The organism is Vibrio sp. Evd11, from assembly GCF_900382755.1.
Taxonomy (GTDB): Bacteria; Pseudomonadota; Gammaproteobacteria; order Enterobacterales; family Vibrionaceae; genus Vibrio; species Vibrio lentus.
In genome coordinates, this window is the sequence record NZ_OSDX01000005.1 from 101,369 (window position 1) to 115,093 (window position 13,725).

Consider the following 13,725-nt stretch of genomic DNA (forward strand, 5'->3'; position numbering starts at 1 on the left):
CTAGCAACCTAATTAGTCGCGAGTAACTGGCCGTATCGCTCAAGGTTATTCAGTCTAATCTCAGAGTTCGCAATGAAGGTTGCTTTTGCTTTACCTGTTAACGACTTCGATTGTGGCAATTTCACGGTACGCGCATTCTTATGTACGCCATTAACTAAGAATTCATAGTGTAAGTGCGGGCCAGTAACTCGACCTGTGCCACCCAAAGTACCAATGGTTTGGCCTTGTTTAACTCGCTGACCTGTTTTCACCATACGTCGCTTCATATGCAGGTATTTGGTGATATAGGTGTTGCTATGGCGAATGAACACGTAGTTACCATTGAATTGGTTGTAACCCGACTTCTGAACGATACCGTCACCTGCCGCCCAGATAGGTGTACCAACAGGGGCTGCGTAGTCGGTGCCTCGGTGAGCTCGAACCTTGCCTGTCACTGGGTGTTTTCTGCGTGGGTTAAAGTTCGATGTCACACGACGGAAATCAATAGGAGAACGTAAGAAAGCTTTTTTCATCGCTCGGCCATTCTCATCGAAGTAATTGCCGCTTCTATCATCCAATACCGCAGTAAACGAATCACCTTGGTTTTTAAACACAGCTGCCATGATCTTACCGCGACCAATCACTTCGCCTTCAACCACTTTCTCTTGGTACAAGATTTTGAAGCTGTCGTTCTTACGAATATCTAGCGCAAAGTCGATATCCCAACCGAAGATACCGGCTAGTTCCATAATTTGGTTTGCGGTTAAACCTGCGCTAACGCCTGCATTCCAGAAGTTAGACGTGATGTTGGCTTCAGCGTAATTGTATTGGTAGGCAACTTCTTTTTTGTCGAAACTTGATGAGAAAGAATCGCCAGACTTAGTGATCTTGAAGCTTTCAAACGCACTAAGTTGTCGTTTTAACTGAATAAGGTCGTTGTTCTCATCGAAGCCGAACTGCAATACATCGCCAGGTCTTAGGTTAGACAGCTGCTTCTTAATATCGTTATTGGTATTGAGTAGCGTGATCAGCAAGCGGTATGAGAGGCCAATACGTTCAAATAAGACAGAGGTGCTTTCGCCAGAACGAACGGTGTATTTCTCCCAATTAAGCACAGCCGTCGGCGGTGCGTCACTCGAGCTAACAAGTGCAGATGCATTGATAGTCAGTGGGTAATGTTTCCCCACCACTAAAGCGCCCGTATCGTCACGTAAACTGCTGACATCGGGGAGTAAGAAGATCGCGACGAAAATTACGGCACTAAAAAATGCGATAAAAGCCCGGTGCAAAATAGGAAGGCGTGCAAAAATAGACAACATGTTCCGGTTCGTTCTGTAAATATTATGAAAATCGACGACGGAATAGTGTAACTGGTTTCAAAATACATCGCTATTCAAGTAAGATGTCTAATTATTATATTTTTGCCAAATCTGTGGGAGTGAACAAGAATGGCGAGTATTGAAGCTGCATTAGCCGAGATCAAACGTGGCGTAGAAGAACTGATTCCAGAAGACGAACTGATTGCTAAATTAAAAGAAGGTCGTCCTTTACGCATTAAGCTGGGTGCCGATCCAACTGCTCCAGATATCCACCTAGGCCATACGGTTATCTTTAACAAGCTTCGTGCTTTCCAAGAGCTTGGTCATGAAGTGACATTCCTTATTGGTGATTTCACTGCAATGGTTGGTGATCCATCAGGTAAGAACTCAACGCGTCCACCGCTAAGCCGTGAAGACGTATTGAAGAATGCTGAAACTTACAAAGAGCAAGTATTCAAGATTCTAGATCCTGCGAAAACGCAAATTCGTTTTAACTCTGAGTGGTTATCTGAGCTTGGTGCTGAAGGTATGATTCGTCTTGCTTCTAACCAAACTGTTGCTCGTATGCTTGAGCGTGATGACTTTAAAAAGCGTTACTCTGGTGGTCAACCGATCGCTATTCACGAATTCATGTATCCACTTCTTCAAGGTCACGACTCTGTTGCACTCGAGAGCGATGTTGAGCTTGGTGGTACTGACCAGAAGTTTAACCTTTTAATGGGTCGTGAACTGCAAAAAGCTGCAGGTCAAAAACCACAAGCGGTACTAATGATGCCACTACTTGTTGGTTTAGACGGCGTTAAGAAGATGTCTAAGTCTGCGCATAACTACATCGGTATTAGCGAAGCACCAAGCGAGATGTTTGGTAAGATCATGTCTATCTCTGACGATCTAATGTGGAGCTACTACGAGCTACTGTCTTTCCGTCCACTTGAAGAAGTTGCGGAACTGAAAGCTGGCGTTGATGCAGGTAAGAACCCGCGTGACGTTAAAGTGCTACTGGCTAAAGAGATCATTGCTCGTTTCCACAGTGAAGCCGATGCTGAAGCAGCTGAGCAAGAGTTCGTTAACCGTTTTGCTAAGAACCAAGTGCCAGATGAAATGCCTGAATTCGAATTCGAAGCAGGTCTACCAATCGCTAACGTTCTAAAAGAAGCAGGTCTTGTAAACTCTACTTCTGATGCGATGCGTATGATCAAGCAAGGCGCGGCTAAGCTTGAAGGCGAGAAGATTGAAGACAGCAGATTCGTACCTGAAGCAGGTACTGCAGTTTACCAAGTAGGTAAGCGTAAGTTTGCTCGTATTACTATTAAGTAATAACGCACATCAATAATTGAACAAAAGGCATCCACGGATGCCTTTTTTATTGACACAAAGTTGACGAAGTTTTTGAGTGTGCATTGCTACACTGTGCGCGCTGTCATATTGACAGTAATTCTGGAGATTTTTATGAACAATACCGACCATCCTCCTAGTTTGAATGGAGAAGAATAACCTGTCTCGGTATTGATCTATTGTCCTGCCATTCAGGTAGGGTATCTTTGTTTTTCCCCCTCATTCTTTTCCACACACTAGATTCTAACAAGTAGACACATTAGCGCTTTAAGCTATTGATATATTAGCTTTAAGCTTTTGGTGCGCCTAGCTATACGCTCTTGATATACGAGTTATATGTTCTTGGTGTACTCGCTATAGGCTATTTGTTTTGATGGTCGTTACCTTTGCCAATCGGGAGATTCGCCATGACGGTAATGAACAACACTTTTTTATCTATTGAAGCTCTGTACTCAGAGAAAGACATCCAAGCTGTATCTAATGCCTTTCAACAGTACGGACGTGAGCAACAAATTAACCTTTTGAACCGTATGCCACTTGAAGATGCGGTGTTAGTGCTTGGGCAATGTTCTCTTAGTACGATTCAGACTTTACTTAGTGAGTTAGAAGAGCAGGGCTTTGAGAAGCGCTCTCGACATCTAGCTCACCAACTAGGGCTGATCTACTCAGAGGTTGAACCGCAACAAGGTTACCTTTCGACTGGAGTGCTAAGCCATGTAAGGCAACGTATCGGTTGGATTATTGCCTTGGCGTTGCTGGGTATTGTCTCTGGGCTTATCATTGCTCAGTATGAAGACATCCTTAGCCAACTAGTACTTCTTGCGATTTATATGCCGGTAATCGCCGCTGCGGGTGGCAACACAGGAACACAAGCTGCGACTTTGGTCATCAGGGCCTTAGCCACGGGCGAGTTGAAGAAGCGCCAATGGGCGAACGTTTTATGGAAAGAACTTAGAGTTGCTATCTGTTTAGCTCTTGCGATCGCCTTAGTGATGATTGGCCGCATCTTACTGTTCAGTGACAATCAATCAACGGGTGGTTACGACATTAATATGATTGCTTACGCGATTGCTGTTGCTCTGTTTATTCAAGTGACAATATCAACCGTGCTAGGCGCTGGGTTACCGATTGTTGCTCGGTTATTTAAGTTAGATCCTGCGGTGTTGGTGAGCCCTGTACTGGCTTCGATAGTGGATATTTCAGGGATGTGGATTTACTTCACGGTAGTGAATTCATTCCTCGGTATCGCTTAGCTCCTATAAAAATAACTAAAATACACCTGATAAACAAAAATGGCGCTGAAGATTTAAGATCTTCAGCGCCATTTTTTTTTAATTGACCGCTTACAAGAAGCTAGCCGCTACTGAGATTTGCTCTGTGTTTGGCTGAACTCGACAACATCTTTATAGAAAGCACGTTCAAACTGGGTAATTGGTGCTTCTACTGGTTTGTCTGGATCTGACTTGTCAGGGAAGTAATCACGTACAAACTGCACAAATAGAGAGTTTGGTCTTCCCGCCTTATCTAAACCAAAACCCGCCATGTTATAGCTACCGTACAACGAACCACTCTTTGCAATAATATTGCCTTGGATCGGTACCTTTCTCATGCTTTGACGGTATTTGAGCGTGCCATCAGTGCCTGATGTTGGCATTGCCTCAATTAGGTTGAGCTGTTGATCATTATCCCAGATGTAACGCAGAACCTGAGCCATGGTTTGCGAGGTCATGCGATTATTTCTCGATAATCCAGAGCCATCTACCAACTGTGCTTTGTTTAGGTCAATGTTTGCCTTGGTCAGTAATATTTGCTTTATCGCTTCGGTGCCATTATTGAAACTACCAGGCTGGACATAAAACGTTGCACCCAGTGTTTTGGTCAGGTTGTCTGCTATTAGATTGTCTGATTTCTTTAGCATGGTATCGAGCAGTTCAGGAAGCTTTTCAGAATGATGGCTCGCAACTAACGTAGTTTTGTCTGCTTTAGCTTTTCTACCAACAATTACATCGCCTTTAACTTGGATTTTCAGCTCTTTAAGAAGCGATGTCACGACTTGGTAGGTATAAAGCTCTGGATTTTGAATCGCGAACTTGAGCGGCAGTGGCTTCTTACGCTCCACTAAGCAACCAGAGAGCTTGTAAGCGTTGTCTGGAGTAGTAATGAGCTCTAAGTCGCATTGTGTGGCCTTCTGACCTGAGCGAGTTACTGTAGCTGCTGTGGTTGTCACGTCTATTGGGTAATGAGCCGGGAGATAGATATGAGTACTACCATTATCTTTTGTATAAATAGAAGCTTGTGCGCAGTTACTGTCTAACGTCATGGCGCTAGAAGGCGCGCTGTAACAAACGCCTAGAATGTCCCAAGGCCAACCAACCGCTCGTTGATAGCCGGTATAAGCCGAGTTATCAAGGTATAAGTTGCCTTTGATGGTTCTAGATTGCGACTTAGCATATTGAGCTAAAAGGCTTTTTAGGTGTTCTCGTTGTAGCGTAGGGTCACCGCTGAATGAGATCACAACATCTTTATTAGAACGAGCTATGCTGGTTGTGTAGTGAAAGTCATCCCCTAGCTCCAATTTAGCTGCCAAAGCCGTAACCAGTTTTAAAGTGCTAGCTGGTGGATAAAAGCCATCAGTGTCGGTGTTCATTTTATTTGAATCGCCACTCAGTGACTGCAAGATTAAACTTGTGCTACTGCCATCGGGCAGTTTATTTAAAGGGGCGTAGGCGAAAGCGGTAAGTGAGTAACTACCAAGTGATAAGCCACATAGAAGTAGAGTGGATAGAAGGCGCATAGAAGATTTTCTTGGATGGCTGATGTTTTCAGTATACAGATATAAAAAACGCCCGCTAGATAGCGGGCGTTTTGATTCTCAATTAACTAATTAAACAATTAGATAATCAGAATTAGAAGTCGTAACGCATACCTAGAGCTAGCTCATCCTCAGCTTGAGCTGAAGTTGCTGGAAGGTTTCCGCCAGCTGTACCGAATTGGTCACCTTTAGAGATTAGGTTGAAGTTGTACGATACGTAGCCGCGGAAGTTAGGCTTGAAGTAGTACGTTGCGTCGATTGCGATGTTGTCTGCAGACGTTTCGTTGTTAGTTTCCGCGTTGTTGTACGTAGTTGTGAATACAGTTTGACCTAGAGTGTAAGCACCTGCTAGTTCGTAACCTGTGTAGTCGCCATCGTTTTTAGCAACTTGACCATCTGTGAATACACCAGCGAAGTATAGGTCGCCCATAGTGTAAGAACCAGAAAGCATGTATTCGTCTTGAGCTTCGTCACCAGAGTATTGGCTAGCGTAACCAGCACCTAGCTTAACGCCAGTTTCACCGATTGCGTAGATACCTGATAGAGAGTAACCATCAGCGCTGTTGTCGCTGTAAGAAGCAACAGCATCGCCTTCGCCAGCTGGAGTACCGTCAGCTTTTAGTTCTGTACGGTCAGCAAAACGGTAGCTTGCTTTAACGCTTAGGTCTTGGAATTGACCTTTGTAAGAAAGCATGTTGTCAGCACGGTCAGCAGCATTGATTTTCATTGCCGCAGAGTTACCGTGGTAAGCCATGATATCGGTAAAGTCAGTGATTACGCCAAGAGCGCCGTCGTTTTTACCGTAAGTTACTTCACCGAATGTACCGCCAAGTCCAGCGTAAGCGTAACGGTTAGTTAGGCTATCGCTGTTTTTGTCTGTACCTTCGCCGTTTTCAGCTGTAGTGAATTCACCTTCGTAGAAACCAACGCCGTAAAGGCCGTCTTGGATTTCAACTTGACCTAGGAAGTTAAGACGGATACGAGAGTTATCTTGTACGTTGCCATCTTTGATAGATAGGCGAGCTTCAGCACGGCCGCCCATGTCTAGAGAAGTGCCGTCTTGGTTGTATAGTTCTGAAGCGTTAGCGCCAGTAGCAAGAGCTGCAGCAGATACAGCAAGCGCGATCATAGTCTTGTTCATGTTATTAATTCCTAATTACTGTCCATAAAGGTATTTATCAAGGATTTGAATCCTTTTTGTGTATTGCTCGTATTAATCAAGCTTCATAATCATGCTTAGAACAAAAGCGTGAAACTTGCCAGAGCAATCCGTGGGGTACTTTTTAACCCTAAAGTTCCACCATCAGGTAGTAAAATGATATCAATAAAAATTATGCACACTGTTTTATTGAGTTTGTCTCTATCTAAATTGTTGATTTTATGTGGTTTTTATAAAAGTGTGATCTGTGTTTATTTGGTTTATTTTTGTTTTTTTTAGATATTTCATCGCCAACTTATTGATGGTGAGGTTATTATTCATTTTTGTGATGTCTGTAATTTAGACCTAGATAAAGCTTTTATAACGCAAAGTGGAATAAAGGTGATTTAGCCATAAAGTTTGTTTACACTAAGCCAAATCGTTTTGTTTCTATCACCCAATAAGTATGTTGGGTGGATTTATGTTGGCCAAAGAAAGCTTTGGCATAGAGGTAAAAAATGGAAAAGGTTCCAATGACAGTACGTGGCGCTCAGCAGCTACGTGACGAATTAGATCGCCTACTTAAGCTACGTCCTATTATTTCAGCAGCTATTGGTGAAGCTCGTGAACTCGGTGACTTGAAAGAGAACGCTGAATACCACGCAGCTCGTGAAGAGCAGGGTATCTGTGAAGCTCAAATTCGAGATATTGAATATAAGCTATCACTGGCTCAGATCATCGATGTAACGCAGATGGATAACACAGGTAAGATTATCTTTGGCACGACAGTGACTTTGATTGACGTAGATACGGATGAAGAATTCCGCTACCAAATCGTTTCTGAAGATGAAGCCGATATCAAAACGGGTCGCATTTCTGTGAAATCCCCAATTGCACGTGGTCTTATCGGTAAGATGGAAGGCGATGAAGTACTGATCTCTACCCCTGGTGGTGACAAGGACTTCGAAATCGACAAAGTAGAATATATCTAATTGAATTTTCTTTGTTTCTGATAAGTAAAAAGGTCGCTAATGCGACCTTTTTCGTTTCTCACGCTACACTAAAAGATAAGCACAGTGGCTTTCTTATTGTGGAGCTAGCTTGATGTCAAACTAGCTTATTTACGTGGAATCTCGATTTTACGTGCTTCCGACTGACGGAACAGTACTAGAACTTTACCGATAGTCTGTACTTTCTCAGCTTTAGATTCGCGTACAATTGCATCGATAATCAGTTGCTTAGTCTCACGGTCTTCTGATGCAACTTTAATCTTGATCAGTTCGTGGTGGTCTAGAGCTAATTCGATTTCCGCTAGAACAGCTTCAGTAAGTCCATTTGCGCCCATTAGCACTACAGGTTTTAAACTGTGAGCTAGGCCCTTTAGATGCTGCTTTTGTTTGGTACTTAGGTTCATTACGCGGCCAATTTTATTTAGTATTAGGGTTGAAAAAACCTATTTTAACGCCATCTAAAGCTGAAGACTATAATTTATTCAGCAATTAGTACTTTCCTCCAATTTAGGTATCCAATGAGTAAACAGAAACACTCGGCCAGTTCAGGCCGTTGGTTGAAGGAACACTTCGACGACAAGTATGCAAACGAAGCAAGAAAAAAGGGCTATCGTTCGCGTGCTTATTTCAAAATGGAAGAGATTCAAACGAAAGACAAATTGCTGACTCCAGGGATGACCATTGTGGATTTGGGTGCAGCGCCTGGCGGTTGGTCTCAATATGCTGCTAAGATTATCGGAGACAACGGTCAAATCATTGCTTGTGACTTGTTACCTATGGATCCGATTGCTGGAGTGAGCTTTTTACAAGGCGATTTCCGAGAAGAAGCTGTGCTGGATGCCTTGTTGGAACGTATACAACCAAACATGGTTGATGTGGTGATGTCTGATATGGCGCCTAATATAGCAGGCAACAATTCTGTGGATCAGCCAAGAGCTATGTATTTAGTTGAATTAGCTTTGGATATGTGTCGACAAGTTCTAGCTACCAATGGTAGTTTTGTTGTAAAAGTATTCCAAGGCGAAGGGTTTGATCAATATGTTAAGGACGTCCGTGAGATGTTTAAAACAGTCAAAGTTAGAAAACCCGACTCTTCTCGAGCTCGCTCTCGTGAAGTGTTTATCGTAGCAACTGGTTACAAAGGTTAACGATTCTCTTCCAAGAGTGAGAGTTAACAACATGGCTACAGGTTACAAACTGTAGTACCCTACCTTTAATTACAATTAGTTATCGAGAGGCTTACACCTTGAGTGACATGGCAAAAAATTTAATTCTGTGGCTTGTTATCGCGGTAGTGTTGATGTCGGTATTCCAGAGCTTCGGCCCTGGGGAAAGTAACGGCAGAGCAATAGATTACACCACGTTTGTACAGGAAGTTGGCCAAGGCCAGATTCAAGACGCACAGTTCAATAACAGCGAAATCACTTTCACACGTCGTGGTGGTGGTTCTAAGTATGTAACTTACATGCCTGTTTATGATCAAAAGCTACTTGATGACTTAATTAATCAAAACGTAAAAGTTCAGGGTACACCACCTGAAGAGCAGAGCCTGCTTGGCACTATCTTCATCTCGTGGTTCCCAATGATCTTACTGATTGGTGTGTGGATTTTCTTCATGCGTCAAATGCAAGGCGGCGGCGGCGGTAAAGGCGCGATGTCTTTTGGTAAGAGCAAAGCTCGAATGATGAGCGAAGAACAAATCAAAACGATGTTTGCTGATGTTGCTGGTTGTGACGAAGCAAAAGAAGACGTGAAAGAGCTTGTAGATTACCTTCGTGACCCAAGCCGTTTCCAAAAACTGGGTGGTAAGATCCCGACAGGTATCCTGTTGGTCGGTCCTCCTGGTACTGGTAAGACATTGCTTGCAAAAGCAATTGCTGGTGAAGCGAAAGTACCGTTCTTTACTATCTCAGGTTCTGATTTCGTTGAAATGTTTGTTGGTGTTGGTGCATCTCGTGTACGTGACATGTTCGAGCAAGCGAAGAAAGCAGCACCTTGTATCATCTTTATCGATGAAATCGATGCTGTAGGTCGTCAACGTGGCGCTGGTGTTGGTGGTGGTCACGATGAACGTGAGCAGACACTTAACCAAATGCTGGTTGAGATGGATGGTTTCGAAGGTAACGAAGGTATTATTGTTATCGCTGCGACTAACCGTCCAGACGTACTAGACCCTGCATTACTTCGTCCTGGTCGTTTTGACCGTCAAGTTGTGGTCGGTCTACCTGATGTACGTGGTCGTGAACAGATTCTTAAAGTACACATGCGTAAAGTGCCACTATCAGGTGATGTTGAACCATCTCTGATTGCTCGTGGTACTCCAGGTTTCTCTGGTGCAGATCTAGCGAACCTTGTGAACGAAGCAGCACTATTTGCAGCTCGTGGTAACAAGCGTAATGTATCGATGGTTGAGTTTGAACTTGCGAAAGATAAGATCATGATGGGTGCAGAGCGCCGTTCAATGGTGATGTCTGAAGAAGTGAAAGAGTCAACAGCTTACCACGAAGCAGGCCACGCAATTGTTGGTCGTTTGGTACCTGAACACGATCCAGTGTACAAGGTATCAATCATCCCACGTGGTCGTGCACTTGGTGTGACTATGTATCTACCAGAGCAAGATCGCGTAAGCATGTCTCGCCAACATCTAGAGTCAATGATTTCTAGCTTGTACGGTGGTCGTCTTGCTGAAGAGCTTATCTACGGCAAAGACAAAGTTTCGACTGGTGCGTCTAACGATATCGAACGTGCAACAGATATTGCCCGTAAGATGGTTACGCAATGGGGCTTCTCTGAGAAATTGGGTCCTCTTCTTTATGCTGAAGAAGAAGGCGAAGTTTTCCTAGGTCGCGGCATGAGCCAAGCGAAGCATGTTTCTGACGATACAACTAGACTTATCGATGAAGAAATTCGTATTCTTATCGACCGCAACTACGCTCGAGCTAAGCAAATCCTAGAAGATAATATGGATTTGATGCACTCGATGAAAGATGCGCTTATGAAGTACGAAACGATCGATGCGGGTCAGATTGATGACCTCATGGAACGTAAGACTGATATTCGTGAGCCTGCTGGTTGGGGGGACCAGGCAAAAGCAGAACCTGCAAAGGAAGAAGCTAAGCCTGAAGCTGAGGTTAAACCTGAAGCTAAAGCCGAACCAAAAGCTGAAGAGTCGAAAGTTGAAGAAGCTAAATCTGAATCAGATGACGCTCAAAACAAAGATTCTTAATCGCTAAGCTGTTAATTAAAACCCTGAGTACGCTCAGGGTTTTTCTGTTTATAGCGCAAAGTGTTTTAACCTTTTAAGACCTGCCTTCCATGATATTACAAGCCAACAACAAAACACTCCTTTTAGACCGTCCGCATGTGATGGGTATCCTCAATGTAACTCCCGACTCATTTTCTGATGGTGGTCAATTCAGCTCATTAGAGAAAGCATTACAGCAAGCTGAGCGTATGATCCAAGCTGGTGTCAGTATTATTGATATCGGTGGTGAATCTACCCGCCCGGGAGCGCCTGAAGTTACATTGGAAGATGAACTATCAAGGGTTATCCCTGCAATTAAAGCGATTCGAGCTAATTTTGATGTGTGGATCTCTATTGATACCAGCAAAGCGGAAGTGATGCGTCAAGCCGTTGAAGCGGGCGCTGACTTGATCAATGATGTGCGAGCTCTGCAAGAGCCGGGCGCTTTAGAGGCTGCTGCTCAAGCTCAAGTTCCAGTTTGTTTGATGCACATGAAAGGCCAGCCAAGAACCATGCAAGCTAACCCTAGCTATGACGATGTTTTCACTGATGTTGAAGACTTTTTAAAAGAAAGGGTTGAGGCTTGTGAGTCCGTAGGTATACCTAAAGAACAACTTATTTTAGATCCTGGCTTTGGCTTTGGTAAAACCATAGAGCATAATTACCACCTATTAGCGCACCTTGAAAAATTTCATACGCTTGGCTTGCCAATCTTAGCGGGTATCTCGAGAAAATCGATGATCTTTAAGCTGCTAGATAAAGCACCAGCAGATTGCATGGTAGGAAGTGTTACTTGCGCCACCATTGCTGCGATGAAAGGTGCTCAAATTATTCGCGTTCACGATGTAGAAGATACATTGGAAGCGATGAAGATAATTGAAGTGATGAACAACAATCACTAAATAATAATTAAGGAAAATCAATATGTCTGATAAAAGACGTTACTTCGGAACAGATGGCGTACGTGGCAAAGTGGGTCAGTACCCAATTACACCTGATTTTGTTTTGAAGCTTGGCTGGGCTGCGGGTCGTGTTTTAGCAAAGCAGGGTACAAAGAAAGTGATTATCGGTAAAGATACTCGTATTTCTGGTTACATGCTTGAGTCTGCTTTAGAAGCTGGCTTAGCTGCTGCGGGCCTACAGGCAACGTTTACAGGGCCAATGCCGACACCGGCTGTTGCTTACCTAACACAAACTTTCCGTGCTGAGGCGGGGATTGTTATCTCTGCATCGCACAACCCATATTACGATAACGGTATTAAGTTCTTCTCTTCTGAAGGGACTAAATTGTCGGATGAAATTGAGTTGGCAATCGAAGCTGAACTAGACAAAGATATCGAGTGCGTGGAATCTTCAGTACTAGGTAAAGCAGTACGCTTAAATGATGCCGCTGGTCGTTATATTGAATTTTGTAAAAGTACATTCCCGCACAAAATGACGTTAGCCGGAATGAAAATTGTGGTTGATTGCGCGCACGGTGCAACTTACCACATCGCGCCAGCTGTGTTTAAAGAGTTGGGTGCTGAAGTCATCGCAATGGGCGTTGAGCCAAATGGTACCAACATTAACCATGAAGTGGGAGCTACGGATGTGCGTGCTCTGCAAGCTAAAGTGGTTGAAGAGAAAGCAGCACTAGGTCTTGGCTTTGATGGCGACGGTGACCGTATCATTATGGTTGATGAGCTAGGCAACAAGGTTGATGGCGACCAAATCGCTTACATCATTGCTCGTGATGCGCTACGTCGTGGTGAACTAAAAGGCGGGGTTGTTGGTACATTGATGACGAACCTTGGTATGGAAAATGGACTTAAGCAATTAGGTATTCCATTTGTACGTGCTGCTGTAGGTGACCGTTATGTAATGGAGCAGCTTCTTGCTAAAGGCTGGAAGATTGGTGCAGAAAACTCTGGCCATGTGATTCTATTAGATAAAGTAACGACGGGTGATGCCATCGTTGCTGCACTGCAAGTGTTGGCTTCAGTGGTTGATAGCGAAATGACACTGAATGAACTTTCTCAAGGTATGACATTATACCCTCAGGTTCTAGAAAATGTTCGTTTCAGCGGCGACTCAAACCCATTAGAAGCAGAGGCGGTTAAAACGGCAGTTGTGGAAGTGGAAGCTGAACTTGGTGAGAAAGGCCGCGTATTGCTGCGTAAGTCAGGTACAGAGCCACTATTACGAGTGATGGTTGAAGGTGAAGATGCTGATCTTGTTCAGAAATCTGCACTTAAGATTGCTGACGCTGTAAAAGCGAATTGCTAATTAAATAGTTTATCGCTGTGGCGTACATCATCATGCCCGTGATTAGGTCTGTTTAACTTATGCCTTGATGAAAAGCGACATAAACGAGTTTTATGTCGCTTTTGCCCTTTTTTTAACCACTCGTTTGTTAAAGGCTTATTTTTTAGCAAATTCCCCTTGTCAGTCATCGTCGCATTCGCTAGTATTGCTCGGCCTTCAGTTAGGAGGTCGCTAGCCTTGTTCTTAAAAATAGTTTTTTGAACGGCGCTGGCTCAACAATTAGGAACATAGGTGGAAAAATGTTTACAGTTCTACTTGTGATTTACCTGTTGGCAGCGCTTGGTGTAATTGGCCTAGTGTTGATTCAACAAGGTAAAGGCGCAGATATGGGAGCCTCATTCGGTGCTGGCGCTTCAAACACTGTGTTTGGTGCTGGTGGCTCAGGAAATTTCCTTACCCGAATGACTGCAATTTTTGCAACTACATTTTTTATCCTTAGCTTAGTGCTTGGTAATATGTCTACACATAAAACTGAGTCACAATGGATTAACCCGACTGAAGGTCAGGTAATTCAGCAAGCTGAAGATGCAGTGAGTGAAGTTCCGGCGCAAGGCGACGAGATTCCACAATAATCTGCAAAGATT

Annotated in this window: 12 protein-coding genes; 8 read left to right on the top strand and 4 right to left on the bottom strand. The window is 43.8% G+C overall.

What is annotated here, in order from left to right:
- Positions 1–8: 8 nt before the first annotated feature.
- Positions 9–1,298 (bottom strand): peptidoglycan DD-metalloendopeptidase family protein, encoded by a 1,290-nt coding sequence (locus ED652_RS03380; protein ID WP_122053500.1) that lies wholly within the window; start codon positions 1,296–1,298, stop codon positions 9–11.
- Between the two features lie 129 nt (positions 1,299–1,427).
- Here ED652_RS03380 and tyrS point away from each other — a divergent pair, with 129 nt between their 5' ends.
- Positions 1,428–2,615, top strand: a complete 1,188-nt coding sequence (gene tyrS, locus ED652_RS03385; RefSeq protein WP_122053501.1) for a tyrosine--tRNA ligase — start codon at positions 1,428–1,430, stop codon at positions 2,613–2,615.
- 425 nt (positions 2,616–3,040) lie between these two features.
- Positions 3,041–3,886 carry a magnesium transporter gene (locus ED652_RS03395; RefSeq protein ID WP_102279534.1) on the top strand — a complete coding sequence of 282 codons (846 nt, stop codon included), beginning with the start codon at positions 3,041–3,043 and terminating at the stop codon, positions 3,884–3,886.
- 107 nt (positions 3,887–3,993) lie between these two features.
- On the opposite strand, the gene dacB is transcribed toward ED652_RS03395, so the two are convergent.
- Positions 3,994–5,427: a serine-type D-Ala-D-Ala carboxypeptidase gene (gene dacB / locus ED652_RS03400; RefSeq protein ID WP_122053503.1), complete on the bottom strand. Its 1,434-nt coding sequence runs from the start codon at positions 5,425–5,427 to the stop codon at positions 3,994–3,996.
- Between the two features lie 112 nt (positions 5,428–5,539).
- Positions 5,540–6,586 carry a porin gene (locus tag ED652_RS03405; protein WP_122053504.1) on the bottom strand — a complete coding sequence of 349 codons (1,047 nt, stop codon included), beginning with the start codon at positions 6,584–6,586 and terminating at the stop codon, positions 5,540–5,542.
- 515 nt (positions 6,587–7,101) lie between these two features.
- Here ED652_RS03405 and greA point away from each other — a divergent pair.
- On the top strand, positions 7,102–7,575 hold the full coding sequence (greA, locus tag ED652_RS03410) for a transcription elongation factor GreA (RefSeq protein WP_009847549.1): 474 nt from the start codon (positions 7,102–7,104) through the stop codon (positions 7,573–7,575).
- 125 nt (positions 7,576–7,700) lie between these two features.
- Here the strand turns inward: greA and yhbY are convergent, their stop codons facing one another.
- The gene (yhbY, locus tag ED652_RS03415) at positions 7,701–7,997 is read right to left on the bottom strand and encodes a ribosome assembly RNA-binding protein YhbY (RefSeq protein ID WP_004734509.1); all 297 of its coding nucleotides are present in this window, start codon (positions 7,995–7,997) and stop codon (positions 7,701–7,703) included.
- A gap of 114 nt (positions 7,998–8,111) precedes the next feature.
- Between yhbY and rlmE the strand changes: the two genes are divergently transcribed.
- From rlmE to secG, 5 genes are all read left to right on the top strand, one after another.
- Complete coding sequence (rlmE, locus tag ED652_RS03420) at positions 8,112–8,741, top strand: 23S rRNA (uridine(2552)-2'-O)-methyltransferase RlmE (protein WP_009847548.1); 630 nt, start codon at positions 8,112–8,114, stop codon at positions 8,739–8,741.
- Positions 8,742–8,848: 107 nt separating this feature from the next.
- The gene (gene ftsH, locus ED652_RS03425) at positions 8,849–10,819 is read left to right on the top strand and encodes an ATP-dependent zinc metalloprotease FtsH (protein ID WP_122053505.1); all 1,971 of its coding nucleotides are present in this window, start codon (positions 8,849–8,851) and stop codon (positions 10,817–10,819) included.
- A gap of 89 nt (positions 10,820–10,908) precedes the next feature.
- Positions 10,909–11,739: a dihydropteroate synthase gene (gene folP, locus ED652_RS03430; protein WP_122053506.1), complete on the top strand. Its 831-nt coding sequence runs from the start codon at positions 10,909–10,911 to the stop codon at positions 11,737–11,739.
- 22 nt (positions 11,740–11,761) lie between these two features.
- Positions 11,762–13,102 (top strand): phosphoglucosamine mutase, encoded by a 1,341-nt coding sequence (gene glmM, locus ED652_RS03435; protein WP_102279526.1) that lies wholly within the window; start codon positions 11,762–11,764, stop codon positions 13,100–13,102.
- A 278-nt stretch (positions 13,103–13,380) separates the two neighbouring features.
- Positions 13,381–13,713: a preprotein translocase subunit SecG gene (gene secG / locus ED652_RS03440; RefSeq protein WP_029223252.1), complete on the top strand. Its 333-nt coding sequence runs from the start codon at positions 13,381–13,383 to the stop codon at positions 13,711–13,713.
- Positions 13,714–13,725 lie beyond the last annotated feature (12 nt).

Excerpts from the sequence above, each read along its gene's own strand:
- ED652_RS03380 (WP_122053500.1), bottom strand. The coding sequence starts at position 1,298 with ATGTTGTCTATTTTTGCACGCCTTCCTATTTTGCACCGGGCTTTTATC.
- tyrS (WP_122053501.1), top strand. The coding sequence starts at position 1,428 with ATGGCGAGTATTGAAGCTGCATTAGCCGAGATCAAACGTGGCGTAGAA.
- ED652_RS03395 (WP_102279534.1), top strand. The coding sequence starts at position 3,041 with ATGACGGTAATGAACAACACTTTTTTATCTATTGAAGCTCTGTACTCA.
- dacB (WP_122053503.1), bottom strand. The coding sequence starts at position 5,427 with ATGCGCCTTCTATCCACTCTACTTCTATGTGGCTTATCACTTGGTAGT.
- ED652_RS03405 (WP_122053504.1), bottom strand. The coding sequence starts at position 6,586 with ATGAACAAGACTATGATCGCGCTTGCTGTATCTGCTGCAGCTCTTGCT.
- greA (WP_009847549.1), top strand. The coding sequence starts at position 7,102 with ATGGAAAAGGTTCCAATGACAGTACGTGGCGCTCAGCAGCTACGTGAC.
- yhbY (WP_004734509.1), bottom strand. The coding sequence starts at position 7,997 with ATGAACCTAAGTACCAAACAAAAGCAGCATCTAAAGGGCCTAGCTCAC.
- rlmE (WP_009847548.1), top strand. The coding sequence starts at position 8,112 with ATGAGTAAACAGAAACACTCGGCCAGTTCAGGCCGTTGGTTGAAGGAA.
- ftsH (WP_122053505.1), top strand. The coding sequence starts at position 8,849 with ATGGCAAAAAATTTAATTCTGTGGCTTGTTATCGCGGTAGTGTTGATG.
- folP (WP_122053506.1), top strand. The coding sequence starts at position 10,909 with ATGATATTACAAGCCAACAACAAAACACTCCTTTTAGACCGTCCGCAT.
- glmM (WP_102279526.1), top strand. The coding sequence starts at position 11,762 with ATGTCTGATAAAAGACGTTACTTCGGAACAGATGGCGTACGTGGCAAA.
- secG (WP_029223252.1), top strand. The coding sequence starts at position 13,381 with ATGTTTACAGTTCTACTTGTGATTTACCTGTTGGCAGCGCTTGGTGTA.